We start from the raw sequence: 15,529 nt of genomic DNA on the forward strand, positions 1-15,529 counted from the left end.
TCCTTCGAATCGGAGAAATAGATGCAGACGTAAAGCTTTGTCTTCCGGCTTATTTCAGAACTCGGATGCCTGGGCCCGCCAGGGTTCCACCAATCGGCGCGTACAGGGACGTCGCACCGTTGAAGAACATGAAGTTCGGCGATGTGGATACCGGAACGACGTCAGAAGAGGTGAACAGCGCCTGTTCCGCTTCCTTCCACACCGAGCAGGATTCCTGCCCGGGCAGAACCGAGGCCTTCGCAGCCAGTTCGGTGTACTCGGGATTGTCGATCGATGCGAAGTTGACGCCCGCCGGAGGGGTCGGGCCGGAGAAGTACGGAACGAAGATGCTGGGAGTGTCACTCTGGACGGTCAGACCGATCGAGATCGACCAGGATGTCAGGTCCTTTGCCGCGAACGTATTGGAGATGATGAAATTGTTGTCACCACCGCGAAGCTCTACCTTCGCGCCGAGTTCCTGCCACTGCTTCATCGCGTATTCTGCTGCTGCAGAAGTGGTATCGCGGTAGTTGGCAAAGATGACCGTCAATTGCAGCGATTGACCGTCCTTGGTCAGAACGCCGTCGGATCCGGGCTTCCAGCCGGCGTCGGCGAGGGTCTTCTTCGCCGCGGCCATGTCGAACTTCGGAACTACACCGGTGACACTGTCGTAGTCACATGCCCGCGGATCGACAACGGCCAATGCCGTAGCGCGCGAACCCTTGCCACCGGTGTTGATGTCCGTGTAGTCGTCGAGATCGATTGCCTGCACGAGCGCGCTGCGCACCGCTTCGTCCTTGGTGGGAAGAGCAGAATTGTGGTTGAAGATGAACTGCCCGCTCAAGGTGTTCGACGTCATCGATTCCAGGCCGGACGCTTCCACACGTTCGATATCCGCACCGGCCACCGGTGCTGCGTTCACCGTTCCGGTGAGGACCAGGTTCGCCGTCGTCGCCGCGTCCGTCACGATCTTGATCGTGACGGCCTTGGGTACTCCGAGGGTGTCCGATGTGGTTTCGCCGTTCGGTCCCCAGTTGTATCCGTCGCGGCGTTCGAGCGTCACGTGATCGTTTGCCACTACTTCGGTGATCTTGAACAGGCCGGTTCCGTTGCTGCTGCCGCGAACACTGGCGGGGTCGTCGAGTGCTGCCTGGCATGCCAGTTTGAGAGCACCGATGCGCTCGAGCAGGAAGGGCGCAGGTTCCGCCGTCTTGATCGTGAGCTCGTCGCCATCGGCGGTTGCTACTGCAGTTTCGGGTACCGACGCTCCCAGCCACGGCGAGCCGTTCGTCTTGTCGACGACCCAGTTGATGTTGTTCGCGGCTGTCTGGGCAGTGAACGTCGTGCCGTCTTCACACGTGATCCCTTTTTTGAGGGTGAAGTTCAGCGAAGTTCCGTTCTCGCTCCATTTTTCGGCCAGATACGAGCCCGCTGCACGGGTTTTGGGGTCGATGGCCAACAACGAGTCGTTGGTATAGCTGTTGATTGCCTGCGTGGCAGTCAGGTTGGTGATCAGGGGATGAAGGTTGCCGGGGTCGGTGTTCACGATCGTCGTGAAACTCCCGTCCTTGGCGTAGTCCCCGGAGGTCCCGCCGCCAGGATCAGAGGTGCTTCCGCACGAGGCAACCGTGAGAACGCCGATCGTGACCAGAGCCGCGGTGGGCACTGAGCGAGCTTTCATCTGATGCACCTTTTGATCGAAGGATGTCGTTGATCAATGCTGCGCGAGGGACGTGGCCCAGGTCTCGTTGAATCGACTCATGCTGAGCACCTGAATCTGTCGGATCGTCACAATGGATGGTCGTCGTTTCTCACGGAAGTGTGGTTCGGCTACCGTCGGGGTGTGCGCTCAGAATCTCGTCGATCAGATATCCAGACCTTCCATGTCATGGATGTATGGAAGGCCGCGACCGAACGTCAGCGGACGCACGGTGACGTTCTGACGTTGGCTGCAGGTCAACCGTCGACCCCCGCGCCGGCACCGGTGCTACGTGCGACGCGCGAGATCCTCGGCACCGAACTACTCGGGTATACCGAGACTTTCGGGATCCTGCCGCTACGCGAAGCTATTGCGCGCTACCACAGCGAGCGATCGGGAATAGCCGTCGACGCCGAAGACGTGGTGGTGACGACAGGTTCGTCCGGGGCGTTCACCTTGCTTTTCCTGGCCGCGTTCGACGAGGGCGACACCGTGGTGGTCGCTCGCCCCGGATATCCCGCCTACCGCAACACCCTTGCCGCTCTCGGCTGCAACGTCGTCGAACTCGACTGCGGGCCGGCAACCCGATACCAGCCGACGGTGGACATGCTCGAGGCCTTGCCGTCGCCGCCTGCCGGTCTGATCGTCGCCAGCCCGGCAAATCCGACGGGCACGGTGATCTCGCCCGAGGAGCTCGCTGCGTTGGCGACGTGGTGCGAGCAGCACGGCACCCTCCTGATCTCGGACGAGATCTACCACGGCATCGGATACGGCGATCAGCACACGTCGAGCGCCTGGGAGACCTCACGCGAATCCGTTGTGATCGGCTCGGTGTCCAAGTACTTCTCGATGACGGGTTGGCGGCTCGGGTGGATGTTGGTGCCGACGTACTTGCGGCGCCCGCTGCAGCGACTCGCGTCGAACATGACGGTGTGTCCGCCCGCGATCTCTCAGTACGCCGCCATCGAGGCGTTCTCGGACGAGGCGAAGGTCGAGTTGGACGGGCACGTTCAGCGGTACGCCGTCAATCGTGAACTGCTGTTGACCGGGTTGCCGAAACTGGGCATCACCGAGCTGGCTCCCGCCGACGGTGCGTTCTACGTCTACGCGGATATCGGCCATCTGTGTGGCGACGAGGGCGCTACCGCGTGGTGTGCCCGGTTGCTGACAGATACCGGGGTCGCGTTGGCACCCGGAATCGATTTCGACACTGTCCACGGAAACCGGATGGTCAGACTTTCGTTCGCGGGCGCGACAGCCGACATCCAGGAGGCGCTGACCCGCCTCGAGAAGTGGCTCGGGTAACAAACAGCAGGGTCTTCGAGCTGTTTCGCCATGCGGAGGTGCCCTCTGCTGGCACGATGTCGTGGTGTCTTCTGCAGCTACGCCCAAGGGTGAACGACGTCGCCAAGCTCTGGTGGCGTCCGCTGCTGAACTTTTGCTGGAGGGCGGGTTCGACGCCGTTCGTCACCGAGCGGTGGCAACCAGGGCCGACCTTCCTCTGGCTTCGACGACCTATTACTTCGACTCACTCGACGATCTGATCGCGTGTGCCGTCGAGCTCAACGGCAACGCCGACATGGAAGCGATGCGCGCCAGAGTGGCTGCGGTGACCCAACGTCGGCGGGGCGCGGAATCAACCGTCGAACTTTTGGTCGAGCTGCTGCTCGGAGACGAAGAGAAGCGGCCGGAGAGCCGCGAACGATTGATCTCGCGCTACGAACGATTTGTGGCGTGTGCCCGTCATCCCGCGCTTCGTGACGTGCAGTTGCGCCTACGCGCCCAGCTCGACGACCTTTTGACCGATGCGCTTCGACGCTCGGGCCGAACGGCTCCCGAGGGGCAATTGCGCCGTCTTGTCGCGATGGTCGACGGCGCGATGATCACGGCGCTCGGGGAGTACGACCCGGACCCACGCGGGTTGGCCAGAGGAATGCTCTTGGAATCGATCGACGTGATGGCGCCGCCGGTCGTCTAGCTCGGGGGTGACAGCTGCTCTAGCTCGGGGGTGACAGCTGCTCTAGCTCGGGGGTAACAGCACTGCTCGGCCACCGTTAGACTGAGGCCTCGTGAGCCGCATCCCGAATGTCCTTGCCAACCGATACGCCAGCCCGGAGCTTGTTGCTCTGTGGTCTCCCGAGTACAAGATCGTGCTCGAGCGTCAATTGTGGGTGGCGGTGTTGCGTGCGCAGGCAGAGCTGGGCATCGACATTCCGGCCGACGCCATCGACGACTACGAGCGTGTCATCGACAACGTCGACCTGGCGTCCATCGCGGACCGCGAGCGGGTCACCCGCCACGACGTGAAGGCACGCATCGAGGAATTCAATGCACTCGCCGGACACGAGCAGGTCCACAAGGGCATGACCAGCCGTGACCTCACCGAGAACGTCGAGCAGCTGCAGATCGTGCGTTCTCTCGAACACGTCTACAACCACGGTATCGCCGTCGCCGCCCGTCTGGGTGAGCGCGCTGCCGAGTACTCGTCCATCGTGATGGCCGGCCGCTCGCACAACGTCGCAGCTCAGGCCACCACCTTGGGCAAGCGTTTCGCTTCTGCGGCCGACGAGCTTCTCGTTGCACTGACACGTCTGCGTCAGCTGATCGATCGCTACCCGCTGCGTGGGATCAAGGGCCCGATGGGTACCGCTCAGGACATGCTCGACCTGCTCGACGGCGATGCGGCCAAGCTCGAGCAGCTCGAAGCGAAGGTCGCGGAGCACCTCGGATTCGCCCACGTACTGACCAGCGTCGGCCAGGTGTACCCGCGTTCCCTCGACCACGACGTCATCTCCGCGCTCGTCCAGGTCGGCGCGGGCCCGTCGTCGTTTGCACACACGATCCGCCTGATGGCCGGCCATGAGCTGGTCACCGAAGGCTTCCAGCCCGGCCAGGTCGGCAGCTCGGCGATGCCGCACAAGATGAACACCCGCTCGTGCGAGCGAGTCAACGGACTTCAGGTGATCCTGCGCGGCTACGGCTCCATGGCAGCCGAGCTTGCGGGTGCACAGTGGAACGAAGGCGACGTCTTCTGCTCCGTCGTGCGTCGCGTCGCTCTCCCGGACGCGTTCTTCGCGATCGACGGCATGTTCGAGACCTTCCTGACCGTGCTGATCGAGATGGGCGCGTACCCGGCCGTCATCGAGAAGGAACTGACGCGCTACCTGCCGTTCCTCGCCACGACCCGCGTTCTCATGGCAGCGGTGCGCGCGGGCGTCGGACGCGAGACCGCCCACGAGGCGATCAAGGAGAACGCCGTCGCAGTTGCGCTGGCGATGCGTGAGGAAGGCAAGGAGCCCGACCTGCTCGATCGCCTTGCCGCCGACGACCGTTTGCCGCTCGACCGCGCCGCACTCGACGAGGCTCTGGCCGACAAGGCGGCCTTTGTCGGCGCCGCGTCTGCTCAGGTCGACGCCGTTGTCGCCGAGGTGCAGAAGCTTGTCGACGCCAACCCCGAAGCTGCGGCGTATGCGCCGTCGCCGATTCTGTAAGGGCTACGCCCCCGTGCGCCTTTTCGGTAGTCACCACTACCGAAAAGGCGCACCGGGTCGAAGAGCATGAACTGCATCTTCTGTTCCATCATCGCCGGTGAGGCCGAGGCCAGCGTCGTCTACGACGACGCGAATGTCCTTGCCTTCATGGATATTCGGCCGTTCACATCCGGCCATCTCCTGGTCGTGCCGAAGCGCCACGCCAGTGGATTGTCCACGCTCGATTCCGACGACGGTGCCAGGATCTTTTCCGTCGCACAGAAGATCGCCGCAGCGATGCGTACCGGACCTCTCCCCGTCGACGGAGTGAATCTGCATCTCTCTGACGGAGCTGTTGCGGGGCAGGAAGTCTTCCATGTTCATCTGCACGTCATTCCGCGAAATCGCGGCGACGGCTTCGGCCTGCGTGCGCTACCTCGCACGCCCAATCGGGCAATTCTCGACAGCACGGCTGCCGTCATTCGCGGTGCACTGAACTAGCGGCACCGGCCACTTTCAGGGACTGCCGATCAGTTCGACAACGGAGTCCAGAAGGACACTGCGCCAGCACAACCAGTCGTGGCCGCCGTCGAAGATCCGATACGACACTTGCGCTCCGGCAGCCTTCAACGCCTGTGCGACCGCTGCGCTGTGCCCTACCATGTCGGACTCGTGCCTACCTACTTCGAGGACAACGCGTAAACCGTCCGGTACGCCATCGCGCTCGATGCGTGCGGCGATGTCTCCACCCGGCGGACCGTCCTCGCCGCGCTTCAAGCCTGTCGGCCACCAGAATGAACCGGACCCGCTGGCGACCAGCGCGAAGTGTTCGGGGAATTCGAGTGCTGCGAACATCGAGGCCAGGCCGCCGAAACTCTGCCCTGACACCACCGTTCGCGTTCGATCAGACGAGAAGGGTGCGACGGCGCGCACCTGCGGAAGTAGTTCGTCGACGACTGCACTCCAGTAGTCGCGGTTGCACGGCAATTCCTTCGAACGACGTTGATTGTCAACGGAATCAATGGCCAGCAGAACGCAGGACTTCAGTTTGCCGGTCTGGACTGCACGATCGAAGGCGGCACCTGCTGGCATGACCTCGGCCCAGTGGCGCCCGTCGAGAAGTATCACGAGCGGCCGTTCTTCGAGCGGTGTCAATCCGTCGTCCACGGTCTCGTAGATCCACACCGGCCGCTCGACGTCCAACGTCGAACTGGCCCAGGTGAGCTGTATCGACTTCCTGAAAACTGGAGCATCCCAACCGAACTGGACCGGCGCCGAGGGCATCTCGGCGACGGAACGCCTTGTGTCCACGCCTGCGGAGAGCGGATTGAGTGGGTCGGCAATTCGGTGTTCGAGCAACCCCAACCAGCGGGTGCGGCGGGTCGTGTCTTCCTTGCCTGCTCCCGGATAGTCGAATTCGTCGACTACGGACTTCGGCGCCGGGATGATGCTGTAACTGCTGCGCCAGGTGTTCGAGACTTCGGCGGCGTAGAACCACACCGGACTCTCGCCGATCCGTTGCATCACGCTGAGTTGTTCCGCGTGATGGTCGGTCAACGAGTTTGCGTCGAGGTAGACGCGGTCGACTTCCGTCTCCTCGGGCTGTCGCCAGAGGAAAGTTACTCGAACTGTATGTGTGTCAACACTTTCGATGATCGGCGTGCCTTGTCGCACTATCCGGTTCCAGAAGGTGTCGATGTCGGGCGAGGCCGCGAGGGAAGCGGACAATTCTGTCACCGCCTGAGTTAGCATGAGCACAGCCTAACCTAATTTCATGGGCTTTTGAATTCGAGGAGTGGTCCGCCAGTGGGCGTCACAATGAAAAAATCGCGCGCCTTGAAGGTGCTCTCCGCAGTCTTGGTGGCAGGGTTCGCTCTCGCCGGATGTAGTTCTGCGGATGCCGATTCCGGTGCTGATTCGGCTGCATCGCAGGGTAATTGGCCCCGCACGGTGGAAACGCCGAAGGGGCCGGTGGAGATCACGTCGAAGCCGGAGAGGATCGTCTCGACCAGTGTGACGCTGACGGGCACGCTGTTGTCGATCGACGCTCCGGTGGTGGCTACCGCATCGACGGGACCGAACACCGACGTATCGGATGCGCAGGGGTTGTTCACACAGTGGGGCGACATTGCTCGAGAACGCGGACTCGCAGTGCTGCCGATGGGCGGCGCGAACGCAGAATCCGTTCTGGCCCAGAACCCGGACCTCATCGTCGTCTCGGCGACCGGAGGTGACTCCGTCGTCGATCTGTACGAACAGTTCACGGCCATCGCTCCGACAATCGTGGTGGACTACGGCGGAAGTAGTTGGCAGGAAGTGGCCGCCGTGCTTGGTGAAGCGACAGGTCTCGAAGACAACGCAGCGGCCACGGTCGCGAAATTCGACAGCGCAGTAGAGGCAGCGAAGGCCAAGATCACACTTCCCCCGCAGCCGACCACCGCGCTCGTCTACTACGAGGACGGCAGCGGCGCCAATATCTGGACGCACGAGTCCGGGCAGGCGAAGTTGCTCACGGCGATGGGTTTCACGGTCGCCGACATTCCCGAGTCTGCGAAGAGCAGTGAATCCATGGGCAAGCGCAAGGACATCATTCAGGTCTCGGCCGAGAACCTCTACGACGGTATCGCGGGCAACACCCTGATCTTGGTCAGCGCCGACGACGGTGCGGTGAAAGCGGTCGAGGCACTTCCCCTGTTGGCGCAGCATCCGGCAATTCGTGATCACCATGTCTATGCCGTGGGGCTCGATACCTTCCGTCTCGACTACTACAGCGCAACCAACATGGTGAACCGGTTGGTCGAGCAGTTCGGCTGATCCATAAGTGCTAGTGCTTTCACCCCGAACTAGTCCTTTGGTTGTAGCCGAGAATCGAACATTCCCTTCACGTTCGTCGAATGTGGGACCAAGTGGTGCGCGCATGCCACCATGAACGTCAATCATCGGATGCGGAATGGGGAGTGGATGTTCGACTCGGCTGGTCAGAATGTCTCGGGGCAAGCCCTGGCATCGCGAGGGTGGGGACGTTTCAACCTGAACAACCCGGCCACGGCGGCCGTGATCGTCGGCCTGCTGAGTGTGCCGTGGGTGTTCGGTCTCGCCAGTCTCAAGACTGAACCCGAGACGAGCAATCGAGTGCTGAGCGATCCGGGAACCGTCGTCGGCATCATGGGTTTCCTGACGGTGTTGACCGTGGTGGCGTGTGCGCGCCGGCGGTACCCGATCGCGTACTACCTCCTGACGTTGGCAGGATCCGGCGGATTGATGCTCTTCCTCGGCAGTCGATCGCTGGGGGCCACGCCGCTTTTCTGGTTCGCGATCATGGCAGTGTCCATCCGGGTGAGCGGCATGCGCCTGGTCGGACTGCTGGTCCTCGGAATGGCGATGGACGTGATCTTGGCGATGTATCTCACCGAGCGGGACGGGCTGACGGTCGCAGAGGTTCAGGTGGGGGAGTTGCCCCACCTGTTCCTCGAGCCGGCGGCAAACACCGTCACGAGTTTTCTGGTCGTCGCCGCCATGGGAAAGATCGTCGCGCGTCTGCGAAAGCAAGCAGTGGAGAACAGTCAGGCGGTAGCGGATCTGCACCGGGACCGCGAACGCAAGATCGCGAATGCCGTTGTCGCCGAACGGCAGGACATGGCACGTGAGTTGCACGACGTCGCGGCTCACCACATGACCGGCATGATCATCCAGGCCCGTGCCGCCGACAAGTTCTTCTCGAGCAATCCCGAACAAGCGCAAGCCCTCCTGGGCGGCGTCATCGAGCAGGGGCAGCGGGCCCTCAACAGCTTGCGGCAGATCGTGGGGATCCTCCGTCTGGGTGAGGAAGACCCCGATTTCCCGACGCCCATGGTCTCCGACATCGACGAGTTGGTGGACGACTGCAGGCGCACCATCTCGTCGATCTCGCTCGAGAAGGTCGGCCGCTTCGACGACCTGGACAGCGGAGTCCAGTTGACGTGCTACCGCATCGTCCAGGAGGCGTTGTCGAACGTCCTTCGCCATGCGCCGGGTAGCGAGTCCAAGGTATGTCTGAGCCGAGAAGCCGGTGCGGTGAGAGTCCGGGTGATCAATACGCTCGGGAATGCTCGTCCGTCCTCCGACGGGCAAAACCTCGGAATTGTGGGAATGCGCGAACGCGCGACACTCATGGGTGGTCAACTGGACGCCGGACCGAATTCGGAAGGTGAGTGGGCTGTGCAGGCACTGGTGCCGGTGAACGGGAGGATCAACGCATGATCGACGTCCTTATTGCAGACGACCAGCAGGTGGTACGGCAGGGGTTCGAACTGTTTCTCTCCGGCCACCCCGAGATTCGCGTCGTCGGGCATGCCAAGACGGGAGTCGAGGCGTACGAGCAGGTGCGTGCACTGCGTCCGGACGTCGTACTGATGGATATCCGAATGCCTCACGGTGACGGATTGACCGCGACCAGGGAGGTCCTTGCCGAGTTTCCGGCGACCCGCGTCGTCGTGATCACCACGTTCGATCTCGACGAGTACGTTTTCGAGGCGCTCGACAGTGGCGCCGCAGGGTTCCTGCTCAAAGACGCCGATCCCGAGGAGCTCTCGTCGGCAGTGCTGACCGTGGCCGAGGGTGGCTCGGTGCTCTCTCCGAGATTGACGTCGAGACTGATCGTGGAGTTCGCGAGGCGCAAACCGGCACCGATGTCCACGGCGCGCTCCGGATCGGATCACGGTCTCAGCGCGCGTGAAATGGATGTGGTGCAGTTGCTGTCACAAGGCTTGGGAAACAACGACATCGCAGATTCCCTCAGCCTCGAGCAGAGCACGGTGAAGTCGCACATCAGCAACATCTGCAAGAAGCTGCAGGTGCGTACCCGTGTGCAGATCGTCATCTGGGCGTACCGAAACAACGTGATCGCCGTATCGCGCTGACGCACGGGACGCTGCGGCGCATCCGGCACGGCGCGGGCAGAGAAAGTCCACGTGCCCGGGTTCGACCCCTCGTCGAACCCGGGGCAGCTGGGTCGCTCAGCCCAGCAGTTTGGCTTTGAGCGTCATGACGGTCGCCGGACTCAGACCCAAGCCCTCGGTCAGGTAACGATCGACCGACCCGTAGGTCTGGTCCAACTGGGCGAGGCCGGCATCGAGATAGCTTGCCTCGACACCCAACAGGGGCTCCATGTTGACGGCCATCTGTTCGCCCAGGCTCGCCGCGATGCCCGCGCGCGTGGCCTTCATGCCTTCGGCTGTGTATTCGTTGGTCAGCAAGTAGTCATTCATGATCACCGAGCGGTCGACACCGGCGATGCTCAGCAGCAGAAAGGACGTCCAGCCGGTGCGGTCTTTACCTGCAGTGCAATGGAAGACCTGTGCGCCTTCGGTTTCCGCGAGGCCCGTGAGCAACTGTGCGAACCCGGCTCGCTCCGTCGCTCCGGTGACGAAGGCGCGGTTCATGTCCTGCATCATCGATCGTGAGTCCTCGGGGGACTTGATCTTCGCGACCATCTCGGCGATGTTCCCGGACAGGATCGGAATGTTCTCGTACGCAACCCCGTCGGGCAGGACATCCGGCTTGCTGGCGATCTCGGGTTCCGTGCGCAGATCGTAAACCTTTGTCAGTCCCAGCTTTTCGAGAATGCTCATGTCATCGCCCTTGGGCGTGATCGCGTTCGCGCGGTAGAAGACTCCCTTGTTCACGGGCAGACCGAGAGTTCCCGAGTATCCGGCGCCGGTGCCTGCGACGTCGCGGAAATTGTCGATCCCGGTCAGCCGCGGAGCATCTGGGGTTTGCTCGGCACTGCCGAAGTTGCTGGATCCGAAATCCAGTGAGCCGAACTGTGGAGCCGAGGGGGCAGGTCCGGCGTGCGCGATCGAGGCGCCGAAACCGGTGATGAGAACGCTGGTGGTCAACGCAATGGCCGCGGCAGACCGTAGCGAGCACGTGCGCGTGGATCGGGACATGTGTGAGCCCTTCGTCGAGCGGAGAGAGTGGCTGGTCGATGAGGTATCGCGAAGGCAAGGTAGCGAGTTCGCGTGTCCGATTCGAGAGGAATCTTGCTTTGCTCCCTCTCAGTGGGAGGCGTGCTGCTGTGAGCGTGAGTGACTCGGGAGGCGCAGTTCATTCCTCGAGACCTGTGTTTGTGTAAAGGTCCAGTGCCCTGATATTGGTTAGCCTCACCAAATCAATTCCGGAGCAGTCCGGTGCGTTCAGATGGAGTTCAACATGCGGGTTCAAGGTCTGTCGTGGTTTCGCCGCGCAGTGGTGATCGGCGCAGCAGCTGCGCTGGCGGTCGGCGTCGCCGGCTGCAGCAATTCCGAGGAGGCGTCGTCCGAATCGTCGACGACAGCCGCGAGCTCGCAGACCCGTGTCTTCGAGGCACAGAACGGATCCATCGAGATCCCGAGCGACCCGCAGCGGATCGTGGCCTGCGGATACGCAGTTCTGCCGTTGATTCAGGCGGGAGCGAACCTGGCAGCAGTATGTGAGTGGACCCGTGAACTCGGCAACATGGACGACAAGACCAAGGCCGCTTACGAAGCTCTGCCGAAGGTCGCGCCCGACGGCAACGTCTCCCAGCTCAACTACGAGGGAATCGTCGCTGCCGAGCCCGATCTGATCATCATGGGTGTTCCCGCTCGTGTCGAAAGCCAGCTGGACATGGCGCAGCTCAAGGCGGCCGCTCCCGTCGTCTTCCTGGGACCGACGGTTCCTGCTGATTGGCGAGTGCTGGGCGAGCAGTTCGCCGATGCCGCGAATGTCTCCGACACCTACGGCGAGTTCAAGGACGACTACGACGCCAAAACCGCCGAACTGGCCGCGAAGTACAAGGACAAGCTCGGCTCGTTGACCTTCGGCGGCGTGTGCAACGTCTGCAAGCCCGAGGCCGGCACCTTCTCACGCGAGTACGCGTCTTCGTACACGACCAATCTCTTCGACGGACTCGGACTGCAGTTCCCCGGCACCCCCGCAGACCCCGCCGACATCCACGTCGAACAGGTATCCATCGAGAAGATCGGCGAAAATCTCGGAAATGTCGACGTGATCGTCTACGGCCTCAACGCCGACGGCTCGATGTCTCCGCAGTTGCAGGAGCTGGTCAATTCCGAGCTGTGGAAGGAATTGCCCGCAGTGAAGGCCGGCAACGTCGTCCAGGTCCAGCATTCGTTGGCCGCGACCTATCAGACGGCTCTTCTGACGCTGGATTCGATCGACGAGGGCCTGTCGAAGCTGCCCGCAAACCAGTAGTTCATCGACTGTGACGGTGGCCTCTCGCCTGCTGGCGAGGGGCCACCTGCATATCCGGATGAGCAGGGCGGACAGCTCTCCGAACGGCGAGGACGCTTACCTGTCCCGGCTACCGGGGTTCTGTACGAACTGCGAACGCCCGATAGGGTGACCGGGTGCGTCCTACACTTGATTCCTACACTCATCTGGCCGGTGGCAAGGTCCGTGACCTTTACACGATCGACGACGAGCATCTGCTGCTTGTCGCGAGTGATCGGATCTCGGCCTACGACCACGTGCTCAGCACGCCGATCCCGGACAAGGGTCGCGTGCTCACCGCGATGAGCGTGTTCTTCTTCAACGTCCTCGGTGGCACCAACCACCTGGCCGGCGAGCCCGACGACGATCGCATCCCGGAAGAGGTTCTCGGCCGCGCTCTCGTGGTGCGCTCCCTCGACATGGTTCCCGTCGAATGCGTCGTTCGTGGCTTCCTCACCGGCTCCGGCCTGGTCGACTACAACAACACCGGCGCAGTGTGCGGCGTCGCGTTGCCCGAGGGCCTCGTCGAGGCGTCGCGGCTGCCCGACCCCATCTTCACCCCGGCGTCCAAGGCAGCTCTCGGGGATCACGACGAGAACATCAGCTTCGATCAGGTAGTGGAGAAGGTCGGCCAGAAGCTGGCAGTGCAGCTTCGCGAGGACACTCTCGACGTTTATGCCCGCGCCTCCAACTTCGCGGCCGATCGCGGAATCATCCTTGCGGACACCAAGCTCGAATTCGGTCTCGACTCCGGTGGAAACCTCGTGCTCGCCGACGAGGTGCTCACCCCCGACTCGTCGCGCTACTGGCCTCTCGAAGGCTACGAAGCGGGCAAGGTGCAGCCCAGTTTCGACAAGCAGTTCGTGCGCGACTGGCTCACGAGCCCCGAATCCGGCTGGGACCGTAGCTCGGACACGACACCGCCGCCGTTGCCGCAGGAGATCGTCGACGCGACTCGGGCGCGCTACATCGAGGCGTACGAGCGCATTTCCGGTCTGTCCTTCGACGATTGGGTCGGTCCCAGCGCATGAGCCTGATCCCGCCGGTCGCAAAGAAGGTCCCCGCCGAACGTACCCATCACGGACACACGTTCGTCGATGACTACGAGTGGCTGCGGGACAAGGACAACGCCGAGGTAGTCGCATACCTCGAAGCCGAAAACGCGTACACCGACGAGCAGACGGCCGCGCTCGAGCCGTTGCGCGAGAAGATCTTCCAGGAGATCAAGTCGCGGACGCAGGAAACCGACATGTCGGTGCCCACTCGCATGGGTAAGTGGTGGTACTACTCGCGCAGCGTGGAAGGCAAGTCGTACACCGTCCAGTGCCGGTGCCCCATCGCCGGTGAAGACGACTGGACTCCGCCCAACCTGACGCCCGGCGTCGAGCTGGCCGGCGAGCAGATCCTCATGGACGGCAACGTCGAAGCCGAAGGGCACGAGTTCTTTTCGCTCGGCGCGTTCTCCATCAGCGAGGACGGCACGTTGCTTGCGTACTCGGTGGACATCGTCGGCGACGAGCGGTACACCTTGCGGTTCAAGAACCTCGAGACCGGTGAGATGCTCGCCGACGAGATTCCCGATACCGCGCCTGGCGCCACCTGGGCGATCGACCACAGTCACGTCTTCTACATGACGGTCGACGATTCCTGGCGTCCGGACACCGTGTGGCGTCACAAGCTGGGAACGCCGCAGAGTCAAGATGTTTCGGTGTTCCACGAGCCCGACGAGCGGTACTGGGTTTCGGTGGGGTCTACCCGCAGTGAGAAGTACCTGATGATCTGGGTCGGTTCCAAGGTGACCAGCGAAGGCTGGATGCTGGAATCGGCGAACCCGGAAGGTGACTTCCGCGTCATCATCCCGCGTCGCGAGGGCGTCGAGTACGGCGCTGAACACGCAGTGATCGGGGGAGAGGACCGCTTCCTGATCCTCCACAACGACGTCGTGGACGGAGTCAAGGCAGAGAACTTCGTGTTGGTGGAAGCTCCCGTGTCGGATCCGACGAACATGACGACGCTGATCGAGCACAGCGCAGACGTTCGTCTGGAAGAAGCCGAAGCCTTTGCCGGACACCTCGTCCTGAGCTACCGCCGCGAGGCGCTCACTCGGGTTGCCGTGTGGCCGTTGACGGATGACGGCTACGGTGAGCGTCACGAAATCGACTTCGACGAAGAACTCTTCAGCATCGGTATGGGGTCCAATCCGGAATGGGCGCAGCCCACCATCCGACTCGGCTTCACGTCGTTCATCACTCCCGGGCAGGTGTACGACTACTACGTCGCCAGTGGTGAACTGGCACTGCGTAAGTCGCAGCCTGTTCTCGGTGACTTCGATGCGAGTAATTACGAGCAGCGTCGCGACTGGGCAGTGGCCGACGACGGAACCCGCATTCCGCTCTCGATCGTGAGGCGCGTAGGTGCGCCGGAAGGTCCCGCGCCGCTGCTGTTGTACGGCTACGGTTCCTACGAGGCGAGCATCGACCCGTCGTTCTCGGTTGCCCGCTTGTCGTTGCTCGATCGCGGCGTCGTCTTCGTGGTCGCACACGTGCGCGGCGGCGGCGAGATGGGTCGTCACTGGTACGAAAACGGCAAGACGCTCACGAAGAAGAACACTTTCACCGATTTTGTCTCATGCGCAAAGCATTTGATCGACACCGGTGTCACCGCCGCTGATCGGATGGTTGCCGACGGCGGTAGTGCGGGTGGATTGCTGATGGGGGCTGTCGCCAATCTCGCTCCGGAACTGTTTGCCGGCATTCTCGCCAATGTTCCGTTTGTCGACCCGCTGACGTCGATTCTCGATCCGTCGCTACCGTTGACGGTCATCGAGTGGGACGAATGGGGAGATCCGCTGCACAACAAGGACGTCTACGACTACATGCGCTCGTACAGCCCGTACGAGAACGTGGAAGCCAAGGACTATCCCGCCATTCTTGCGATCACGAGCATCAACGACACCCGCGTTCTGTACGTGGAGCCGGCCAAGTGGGTCGCGAAACTGCGCGCCACGAAGACCGGTGATGCTCCGCTACTTCTCAAGACCGAGATGAGCGCCGGACACGGCGGTGTCAGCGGTCGGTACGAGAAGTGGAAAGAGGTCGCATTCGAGTTCGCCTGGGTTCTCGACACGGTTGGCGCAAACTAGATTCTGTGT

General features: G+C 62.4%; 13 protein-coding genes. 10 read left to right on the forward strand and 3 right to left on the reverse strand.

What is annotated here, in order from left to right:
• Window positions 1-49: 49 nt before the first annotated feature.
• Window positions 50-1,660, reverse strand: coding sequence for an ABC transporter substrate-binding protein (locus GJB56_RS27295; protein ID WP_069147035.1), 1,611 nt, complete (start codon window positions 1,658-1,660; stop codon window positions 50-52).
• Between the two features lie 207 nt (window positions 1,661-1,867).
• On the opposite strand from GJB56_RS27295, the gene GJB56_RS27300 reads away from it, so the two are divergent.
• The 4 genes from GJB56_RS27300 to GJB56_RS27315 all read left to right on the forward strand — a co-directional run bounded on the left by GJB56_RS27300 (window position 1,868) and on the right by GJB56_RS27315 (window position 5,649).
• Complete coding sequence (locus GJB56_RS27300) at window positions 1,868-2,983, forward strand: pyridoxal phosphate-dependent aminotransferase (RefSeq protein WP_179154745.1); 1,116 nt, start codon at window positions 1,868-1,870, stop codon at window positions 2,981-2,983.
• A gap of 64 nt (window positions 2,984-3,047) precedes the next feature.
• The gene (locus GJB56_RS27305; protein WP_024487531.1) at window positions 3,048-3,656 is read left to right on the forward strand and encodes a TetR/AcrR family transcriptional regulator; all 609 of its coding nucleotides are present in this window, start codon (window positions 3,048-3,050) and stop codon (window positions 3,654-3,656) included.
• A 91-nt stretch (window positions 3,657-3,747) separates the two neighbouring features.
• Complete coding sequence (gene purB, locus GJB56_RS27310; protein ID WP_019747059.1) at window positions 3,748-5,169, forward strand: adenylosuccinate lyase; 1,422 nt, start codon at window positions 3,748-3,750, stop codon at window positions 5,167-5,169.
• Window positions 5,170-5,235: 66 nt separating this feature from the next.
• Window positions 5,236-5,649 (forward strand): HIT family protein, encoded by a 414-nt coding sequence (locus tag GJB56_RS27315; RefSeq protein ID WP_019747060.1) that lies wholly within the window; start codon window positions 5,236-5,238, stop codon window positions 5,647-5,649.
• 15 nt (window positions 5,650-5,664) lie between these two features.
• Here the strand turns inward: GJB56_RS27315 and fes are convergent, their stop codons facing one another.
• A complete protein-coding gene (gene fes, locus GJB56_RS27320; protein ID WP_113682427.1) occupies window positions 5,665-6,900 on the reverse strand; it encodes an enterochelin esterase in 1,236 nt (411 codons plus the stop codon).
• 66 nt (window positions 6,901-6,966) lie between these two features.
• Between fes and fepB the strand changes: the two genes are divergently transcribed.
• The 3 genes from fepB to GJB56_RS27335 all read left to right on the forward strand — a co-directional run bounded on the left by fepB (window position 6,967) and on the right by GJB56_RS27335 (window position 10,046).
• A complete protein-coding gene (fepB, locus tag GJB56_RS27325; RefSeq protein ID WP_024487532.1) occupies window positions 6,967-7,962 on the forward strand; it encodes a Fe2+-enterobactin ABC transporter substrate-binding protein in 996 nt (331 codons plus the stop codon).
• 147 nt (window positions 7,963-8,109) lie between these two features.
• On the forward strand, window positions 8,110-9,387 hold the full coding sequence (locus GJB56_RS27330) for a sensor histidine kinase (RefSeq protein ID WP_020906367.1): 1,278 nt from the start codon (window positions 8,110-8,112) through the stop codon (window positions 9,385-9,387).
• Window positions 9,384-10,046: a response regulator transcription factor gene (locus GJB56_RS27335; RefSeq protein ID WP_019747064.1), complete on the forward strand. Its 663-nt coding sequence runs from the start codon at window positions 9,384-9,386 to the stop codon at window positions 10,044-10,046. Before GJB56_RS27330 ends, GJB56_RS27335 begins: the two co-directional genes overlap by 4 nt.
• A 96-nt stretch (window positions 10,047-10,142) precedes the next feature.
• Here the strand turns inward: GJB56_RS27335 and GJB56_RS27340 are convergent, their stop codons facing one another.
• Window positions 10,143-11,075, reverse strand: coding sequence for a tyrosine-protein phosphatase (locus GJB56_RS27340; protein WP_113682175.1), 933 nt, complete (start codon window positions 11,073-11,075; stop codon window positions 10,143-10,145).
• A gap of 250 nt (window positions 11,076-11,325) precedes the next feature.
• Between GJB56_RS27340 and GJB56_RS27345 the strand changes: the two genes are divergently transcribed.
• The 3 genes from GJB56_RS27345 (at window position 11,326) to GJB56_RS27355 (ending at window position 15,520) form a co-directional block, all read left to right on the forward strand.
• Window positions 11,326-12,360: an ABC transporter substrate-binding protein gene (locus tag GJB56_RS27345; RefSeq protein WP_020906369.1), complete on the forward strand. Its 1,035-nt coding sequence runs from the start codon at window positions 11,326-11,328 to the stop codon at window positions 12,358-12,360.
• 155 nt (window positions 12,361-12,515) lie between these two features.
• A complete protein-coding gene (locus tag GJB56_RS27350) occupies window positions 12,516-13,409 on the forward strand; it encodes a phosphoribosylaminoimidazolesuccinocarboxamide synthase (RefSeq protein WP_019747067.1) in 894 nt (297 codons plus the stop codon).
• On the forward strand, window positions 13,406-15,520 hold the full coding sequence (locus tag GJB56_RS27355; protein WP_019747068.1) for a S9 family peptidase: 2,115 nt from the start codon (window positions 13,406-13,408) through the stop codon (window positions 15,518-15,520). The genes GJB56_RS27350 and GJB56_RS27355 overlap by 4 nt, the downstream gene beginning before the upstream one ends.
• Window positions 15,521-15,529 lie beyond the last annotated feature (9 nt).

Origin of the sequence: Rhodococcus sp. AQ5-07, assembly GCF_009707305.1 — a bacterium.
Classification (GTDB): domain Bacteria; phylum Actinomycetota; class Actinomycetes; order Mycobacteriales; family Mycobacteriaceae; genus Rhodococcus_F; species Rhodococcus_F erythropolis.

Excerpts from the sequence above, each read along its gene's own strand:
- GJB56_RS27295 (WP_069147035.1), bottom strand. The coding sequence starts at position 1,660 with ATGAAAGCTCGCTCAGTGCCCACCGCGGCTCTGGTCACGATCGGCGTT.
- GJB56_RS27300 (WP_179154745.1), top strand. The coding sequence starts at position 1,868 with ATGGATGTATGGAAGGCCGCGACCGAACGTCAGCGGACGCACGGTGAC.
- GJB56_RS27315 (WP_019747060.1), top strand. The coding sequence starts at position 5,236 with ATGAACTGCATCTTCTGTTCCATCATCGCCGGTGAGGCCGAGGCCAGC.
- fes (WP_113682427.1), bottom strand. The coding sequence starts at position 6,900 with ATGCTAACTCAGGCGGTGACAGAATTGTCCGCTTCCCTCGCGGCCTCG.
- fepB (WP_024487532.1), top strand. The coding sequence starts at position 6,967 with ATGAAAAAATCGCGCGCCTTGAAGGTGCTCTCCGCAGTCTTGGTGGCA.
- GJB56_RS27330 (WP_020906367.1), top strand. The coding sequence starts at position 8,110 with ATGTTCGACTCGGCTGGTCAGAATGTCTCGGGGCAAGCCCTGGCATCG.
- GJB56_RS27335 (WP_019747064.1), top strand. The coding sequence starts at position 9,384 with ATGATCGACGTCCTTATTGCAGACGACCAGCAGGTGGTACGGCAGGGG.
- GJB56_RS27340 (WP_113682175.1), bottom strand. The coding sequence starts at position 11,075 with ATGTCCCGATCCACGCGCACGTGCTCGCTACGGTCTGCCGCGGCCATT.
- GJB56_RS27345 (WP_020906369.1), top strand. The coding sequence starts at position 11,326 with ATGGAGTTCAACATGCGGGTTCAAGGTCTGTCGTGGTTTCGCCGCGCA.
- GJB56_RS27355 (WP_019747068.1), top strand. The coding sequence starts at position 13,406 with ATGAGCCTGATCCCGCCGGTCGCAAAGAAGGTCCCCGCCGAACGTACC.